At 61.2% G+C, this 6,605-nt stretch carries 9 protein-coding genes; 6 read left to right on the plus strand and 3 right to left on the minus strand.

What is annotated here, in order from left to right:
• Positions 1 to 292, minus strand: a 292-nt coding sequence (locus A5789_RS36835; protein ID WP_231956624.1) for a transposase, incomplete at its 3' end; no start/stop codon positions are given.
• A 347-nt stretch (positions 293 to 639) separates the two neighbouring features.
• Here A5789_RS36835 and A5789_RS23585 point away from each other — a divergent pair.
• The 4 genes from A5789_RS23585 (at position 640) to A5789_RS35915 (ending at position 2,780) form a co-directional block, all read left to right on the plus strand.
• Positions 640 to 891: a hypothetical protein gene (locus tag A5789_RS23585; RefSeq protein WP_064902676.1), complete on the plus strand. Its 252-nt coding sequence runs from the start codon at positions 640 to 642 to the stop codon at positions 889 to 891.
• A gap of 62 nt (positions 892 to 953) precedes the next feature.
• A complete protein-coding gene (locus A5789_RS38655) occupies positions 954 to 1,034 on the plus strand; it encodes a helix-turn-helix transcriptional regulator (protein WP_082940906.1) in 81 nt (26 codons plus the stop codon).
• A 152-nt stretch (positions 1,035 to 1,186) separates the two neighbouring features.
• Positions 1,187 to 1,750: a hypothetical protein gene (locus A5789_RS23590; RefSeq protein WP_155525772.1), complete on the plus strand. Its 564-nt coding sequence runs from the start codon at positions 1,187 to 1,189 to the stop codon at positions 1,748 to 1,750.
• 655 nt (positions 1,751 to 2,405) lie between these two features.
• A complete protein-coding gene (locus A5789_RS35915) occupies positions 2,406 to 2,780 on the plus strand; it encodes a hypothetical protein (RefSeq protein WP_193615544.1) in 375 nt (124 codons plus the stop codon).
• Between the two features lie 133 nt (positions 2,781 to 2,913).
• On the opposite strand, the gene A5789_RS35920 is transcribed toward A5789_RS35915, so the two are convergent.
• The gene (locus A5789_RS35920; protein ID WP_193615545.1) at positions 2,914 to 3,306 is read right to left on the minus strand and encodes a hypothetical protein; all 393 of its coding nucleotides are present in this window, start codon (positions 3,304 to 3,306) and stop codon (positions 2,914 to 2,916) included.
• 529 nt (positions 3,307 to 3,835) lie between these two features.
• Here A5789_RS35920 and A5789_RS37415 point away from each other — a divergent pair.
• Positions 3,836 to 4,030, plus strand: coding sequence for a hypothetical protein (locus A5789_RS37415; protein ID WP_193615546.1), 195 nt, complete (start codon positions 3,836 to 3,838; stop codon positions 4,028 to 4,030).
• A gap of 234 nt (positions 4,031 to 4,264) precedes the next feature.
• On the opposite strand, the gene A5789_RS23600 is transcribed toward A5789_RS37415, so the two are convergent.
• Positions 4,265 to 4,879, minus strand: a complete 615-nt coding sequence (locus tag A5789_RS23600) for a hypothetical protein (protein WP_155525774.1) — start codon at positions 4,877 to 4,879, stop codon at positions 4,265 to 4,267.
• Between the two features lie 594 nt (positions 4,880 to 5,473).
• Between A5789_RS23600 and A5789_RS23605 the strand changes: the two genes are divergently transcribed.
• Positions 5,474 to 6,463, plus strand: coding sequence for a hypothetical protein (locus tag A5789_RS23605; protein WP_064902680.1), 990 nt, complete (start codon positions 5,474 to 5,476; stop codon positions 6,461 to 6,463).
• Positions 6,464 to 6,605 lie beyond the last annotated feature (142 nt).

Consider the following 6,605-nt stretch of genomic DNA (forward strand, 5'->3'; position numbering starts at 1 on the left):
GACGCTGGACCCCGACCGTGTGCACACCCTTCTTCAGGTCGCCGGTCTCATCGACCACCAGTGTCGCGTCGACCTCGCCCAAATGCCCGACCACGTAGTCGCGCAGGTCATCTCGCAACCCGTCCTCGTCGAGGACCGCGGACGCGAGCAGGTGCTGCATCGCATCCGGCGAGCGATCACCGGCATACTCGGCCAGTGTCCAGCAGTTCTTGGCCGGCAGCTCCGATATCAGCCCGGTCAGCATCCGCCCGGCAGTCGCACGGGTCTCGGCTCGCGCGAACCGTGACCCGATCGCGCCGGTGAACTCGTCGAACTGTCGCCGCCACCGTGGGGCGGCTACGCTGTCGAACACGGCCACCGCCAATTCAGTTGTGTCCCACACAAACACAACCTGATCACGCGGTGGCCGCCCAACTCCCGGCACCCTGAACAGCAGAATCGTTGTCTACGAAGTCCGGCTGGAGTACTAGAACAGGTGAGCTGCAAGAACACTGAGTGGGCGACCGCAAGCATCGCGAACGCGCATCGCGCTATGCAGGTCCATCTGGACTGCTTGACGGGCGAGTGCCCTGCGCGGACGGCTGCGCGAGACCTGCTGGAGCAGCACAACAGATTGAAGCCCGATTCGGGGCGGCTGTGATGGACCGCCAATCCCTGTATGCCATCGTGGTAAGCACCCGCCGTATCGGATGGTGGCAGGACGCAGACGGAGTCGTCGCCCCGGTATGGGACGACGGCCTGATCGGTGAACCCATCAGCCTCACCGACGATGTCGACGGGTTGATCGCGGCAGAGCTGGTTACCGAGGTGGTCGATGTCGAACCGCTATTCGTGATAGACCACGAGCTGATGAAATCGTTGCCTCAATATAGGGGGCCTCGTCCGAAGTGAAAGAGCAAGGAACTCTGGATGATTCGTCGTAGCGCGAGCAATTGCGGCTGGCGATCAGAGCCATGCGCGAGGAGAAGGATCTCAGCCAACCGAAGTTGGCGGACCTGATCGGCTACAGCCGCCAATATGTCTCGCGCGCGTAGCGCGACCACAATCTTCCCCCCTCGAGCTTGTTCGGGCCATAGACGGTGCGCTCGAAGCGAACGGTCGACTGCTCGCCCTGTGGCGAACCGCCAGCGCTGAACGCGCTGCCGTTCGCGCGACCGGTCACCGGCCATCTGGACTGAGCGCGACGTTGACCACGGCGATGCAGTCGCACCCTGATCAGCCCGTGCTCACCCTGCCGGCGGGGCGGTTCTTCGCGGGTTCGACGACACCGCTCATCGTCGTTCCGGCGGCTCTCGATTCCGGTCGAGTCCTGGCCGAGGTTGCCCGCGCGACGGCCGAAGCGCCGCTGAACCGGCCGCAACGCGCCCTCGTGGTTGCCACGGTGAACTCCGTTGAGGGGCCACGCTATTACGGAATGGACCGGCGACGAGCGCGCTTGTATCTGGCGTCCGCCAATGCTGGTGCATCGCTGATGGTTCCACCGGCCTACGAGCTGGACGACTTCACGCTGGCCATCGCGTGGGCGGTGACCAATATCGATGACGCCCTGCTCGACGACGACAGCGCGTTGGCTACCGCGTCTATGCAATTCAGTGGTCTGCGCGGGGCGGTTCGTTCGAGCATCGCGAACGACGGGGCCGCCGATCTGTCCGCGGTGTCTCAGGCATGCCGTCACCCTCACACCGAAACGGGTAATCAACTGGTAGGGCAGGTCAAGGAGTCAACCAAAGCCGGGGCAGTCCCGAGTTAGCACCTCAGCACAGCCTTCGAGTGATCCAAGACACCTTTACAGTGAGGACCTTCTCGTCAATACTCTTGACAGAGAAGATCATGTTGTAAACACACTTACCATACAAGATCACCAGATGCCGGGGCAGTAGCGTCGTGGATCCGATCGAACAACCTTCCAAGACACACGGGCGTCAACCCGTTGGGCTGCTACAGTTAACTTCTTGCCGTACTGCAGCTATCAACACAGACCACGGAGACATGGGCCTTGCTGACCGTCCGAATAGCCCACGAGATCTCCGGCTCGCACCCATGCGGCAAACCTATCTAACAGTCCCAGGGCAATAGTCGCCCAAGATGCAAGTCAGCAAACAAATGGTGATGGTTGACGCTATCACAACCGCCAAAGATCGCTGGCGCGACGTTATTGCCGAACAGCGGCGAAAACGATTCCAGGCTCCGAGTCGACTCGTTTGCGAGCCCATAACGAAGCCTGCCACACAGCTGCCATCCTGAATTCATGCGAATTCTTCGGCGGTGCATCAGCACGGTTGAAGCCATGCACTTTTCCGTCACGGATGTTTGCAACCTTCACGCAACGATCACGTAACCATTGACCGCTAGACTTCATCGCATGGGGAGAATCTAACCCGGCGAACATTCACGAAAGGGACATAATGTCCTGGTCGGAATTGCACGCACGAATCGAAGTCATGCATGAAGTGCTCACCCGAGCAGCCACCGATCCTAATGATCCGAATCTATTCACGGGAATTCCGGAACTGGACCCACTCTTCGGTGGGATCGAGGGATTGCTGCTCGCCCTGCGGAGTAGGTGGAAGATACATCTGGAAGCAAAGTTGGAAGATGCCGCCGAACGCGGAGAGCTGTTCTCCTCCGCCTACGCCGAGCTGAGAGCGGAACAGCCCGCGCTTTACCAGATACTGCAGAAGTACTTGCGTGAGACAGTTGGGTTGACCATGCCGTTGCCTGCTGCTCCAATGCTCGTCGGCAGCCGGGGTTCTGGAGCAACATCGCACCGAGCCAGATAGCAGATGCAGAATGCCGTTGACTGTCCACCGGATCCGCCAAGCCTCTGCACTGGCGATGCAGCAATCTTACCGATGGCCGGGATGCAGCAATCTTACCGATGGCCGGTTAGCTCGACCTCTATTGCAGCGTTGATTACGAGATCGTACCAGCCTCGACCACTTCGATGTTCTCGATTCGTAGAGTTGCGGTCGGATCAATTCGGATTCCGCGAGCTCGTACCGAGCTCTCGATAATTCCCCAGACAATTGCGCTCAGATGCTCGAAGAACGCGGTGCATGGCATCGCAGCACTTGGGTCGGATTGTGAGTTGATCCACCAATCCGTCGCGGATAGGCTCGCACCAATAGTCGACTGCACCACCAAGCCCACGCCCGAGGTGTCCGCTCCGACAGTGTCCAACACCGCGGTGAAATGGTCAGCAATGAATCCCGCTAGCTCGTGTGCATCCTTGAGCGCCTGAGCAGCTTCCGTCGTACCCTCGCTGAAATGACTTCGAACAAGAAGTGGACTCAACTCACCTGACACGCAGGGCTTGCACGACGATCATTCGATCTTTCTCGGGTTGACCCTCGTCGCACTGCTGCTACTGCTACTGATTCTGAGCTTCTCCGTCCCCGAGTCCCACGACACCGCATGCCCGCCACTGGATGGTCTCGGCATGTCCTGGGTGACGCTCGCCATCGCGTCGACCGTATTTGCCGTTATCGAAGGCCCCGTCCCGCGGCTGGCCCGACAGCCTGGTGTTTGTTGCCACCACGATCGGACTGATCAGCGTCGCAGCCTTGATCATCACTGAACTGCGTGCTGAGCACCCCTTAATAGACGTGCGGCTCTTCCGTCGCCGGGGCTTCTCAAGCGGTGCTTTGTCGATAACCATCCAATTCCTCGTGACCTTCGGCGTCATGTTTCTCAGCTTATTCTGGGATTCGTTCCCCTGCACTCAGCTCTGGCCCTTGCCCCGATGGTCGCTCCGCTCATTGCGATGTCACTCGACCCTCCTGCTGATCATGAGCGCAGGTCTCGACATGCCGGCTGCCCGGCCACTAACGCGATCATGCTCGACACGCCGTTGAAGAAGCACGGGGTATCAGCCGCAGTCAACGACGCCACTCAGGAGATCGGCGCAGCAATCGGCATCGCCATCGCCCGGCGGGAAATCCTCTCGCCAACCATGCGAAAACCGCCTTCTGGGGCGGAGTGGAACATTCAGCGTTCGCCCTGGCCGTCATCAGCCTTGCCGGAGCGCTGATTCTCCTTCCGCTCTCCCCTGGACGTAACAACGTCCGTTCACAAAGAAGCATCAGTCGGCGAGTACAGTATCCCTGGCACAAACGCACTACACGTACGAATAAATCCTAGACCGGATTGATCGCCGAACCGGCACAATCATGAACAAGCATCCCTTCCATGGCAACTGACAACAGATAGTCACGAAGAGAAACGATTGATCCGCACCCGGGGGTACGCCCCGGGTGCGGTGCTTTCACGAGCCCGGAATCGGGACACTCGACGGGCGGCGCGACGACAAGTCCGTGGAATCTGTCGTCCCAATAGGTGGACTACCAGCACGCGTGCCGTACTCGGACGACCGTTGTGTTGCTAGGACGGCATGGTCGCGTGCCTGCTGTTGTACGGGATCGCCGCAGCCGACCGTCGAGAGCAATGCCGAATACTCGTGCACCTGCTCAGCCAGCCGGTGCCAGGCCGCGTGTACCATCGGATCGGCCGGATCGCCGTTCATCAGCAGGTGGTACGCACGCACTTGACTGTCGGCCAGAGCATCGATCAGAGCACCGAATGTTTCGTATCGGAGGGCGATCGGGCGGTGCAGCGCGGCGACGTAGTCCGACGCCCACCCGTCGATCGCGGCGATGAGAGACAACCTTTCCGCATCGATCGTGGCCAAACTCGTGTGTTTCAGCGACAGTCGATGGATCGTCCCCAGTTTGTTCGCCAGTAAGTTCAGCGGATGGGTCCCGATGAAATGGTTGCGGATCGCCGAAAGCAACTCCGCTCCCGTGGGCAGTTGCGCCACGCGCGCCTGTCGCTGCTCCAATCGGGTTTCGCCAGCTACCGTCGCGTACTTCGAGCACATCATGCTGCGTCTCCGTCCAGGTTGATGGTGGCGCCTGGCGCCCGACGATTCGATATCGATGTGGAGGATGGTCGATCGACTCGATGGGCGGCCCACGCCTGACGCCAGGTGCATCCACATTGTCACGCGCTATGGCATCCGGCGGGAGGCCACTTCGCCCCCCAATAACACCCCCTCTTCTCCTCGAACTCGCCAATTCGACGCAATCGAGTTACTGTCTGGCCAAGCTCAGAGGAGATGTCGGGAAGGGGGCATCTGGATGGCGCGACCGGCAGGCAACGAACAGTTGGATCGACTTATCAAGAGGCGGGGATGGACACGCCGCGATGTCGCGGATGCAGTCAACCGCGCCTACGAGCGAATCACCGGCAGACCAGGAGCGTACGACGAGGAACGTATTCGACGGCTGGTGAGAGGAGAGATTACGTGGCCGCACCCTGCCTATCGACAGGCTCTCGAGGTCGTCTTCGGTGCGCGCGCAGCGGAACTGGGATTGTTCAACAGCCGTAACGAAACCCGCCCCCGGCAGTCTCGCCACACCCCCAAATTGAGGACGAGATCGACTGGGAGATTGCGGAACTGACGAAGACGAGCCAGGTGAACCGCCGAGATGTCGTGAAGGCCATCGCCGTCCTTGGCGCGGCATCACCTGCTGCGCTTGTCTGCGCCGACCCCGAACGCCTGATCAACTCGGCGGCCGCACCTCGACACGCGGACGACGCCGCGCTCGACACCATCGAGACAATCGTCAATCACGCGAAGATTCAAGATGATCTTCTCGGCCCGAACGCCGCGATAGGCACCATTCTCAGTCAGGCGCGATTGACAGACTCCTTGCTGATCGACATCTCCCCGCGCCTGCGCGACCGAGCCCTGACCCTGCGCTGCCACATCGGCGTCTCGGCGGGCTGGCAATGCTTCGACCTAGGACATCACGACGCGGCTGCGGCGCATTTCACCTTGGCGCGAGAGGCCGCTGACGAAGCCTCGGCACATGGTGGGGCGGCGATGGCAATGGCCGAATGGTCTTGGGGCGCAGGCGCGATCGCCGCCACCGCCCTTGCCGCTGACCTCGCGGCGGCCGCCGAATCACGGGCCGCATCCGTCAGCGACGCCCGGTTGCGCGCGCATACTGCCGCCATCGCAGGGGTGGCACTGGCGCGAATAGGCAACACGGCCGGAGCCCACGCCGCGCTCACCCGCGCGGCGATGCCGGACATCGACCCAGTCGCCGGACCGGCAGAATCAATCGCCTATTTCTGCACCCCTGCCCACATCGCTCGCCTGCGCGGGGAAGCGCTTCGCAATACCGGCGATCTGACCGGCGCCATCGGTGCCGCGAACGAGTCGATAGCGCTGCGATCCCACCGCGACAGCGCAGAGGCCCACCTCCTTCTCGGAACACTCCATCTCGACGCTGACAACGTCGATGCCGCTGTCGACGCCTTTCTGACCGCCATCGAAAGCGCGGCCCATTCTCCGCGTCTCGCCGACCAGTTGCGCATCGCAGTAACCAGCGCCGCGAAAAGGGTGCCGAGTTCCAGCGCTGCACAACTGCTCAATGAACGACTTGACCGCCTGGGATAATCGCCGGACCAACCCAATGCTTCGCCCCGTTAGTAGGAGGTTCGTTGTCATTGCTTGAGGTGGTTCGGGACTGTCGGTGTTCCGGTGGATCTGATCTCGGTCCGATGAGTCGAGCCTGATGGCTCGGCAGGAAGGACCGACG

Source organism: Nocardia sp. 852002-51101_SCH5132738, from assembly GCF_001665695.1.
GTDB lineage: Bacteria > Actinomycetota > Actinomycetes > Mycobacteriales > Mycobacteriaceae > Nocardia > Nocardia nova.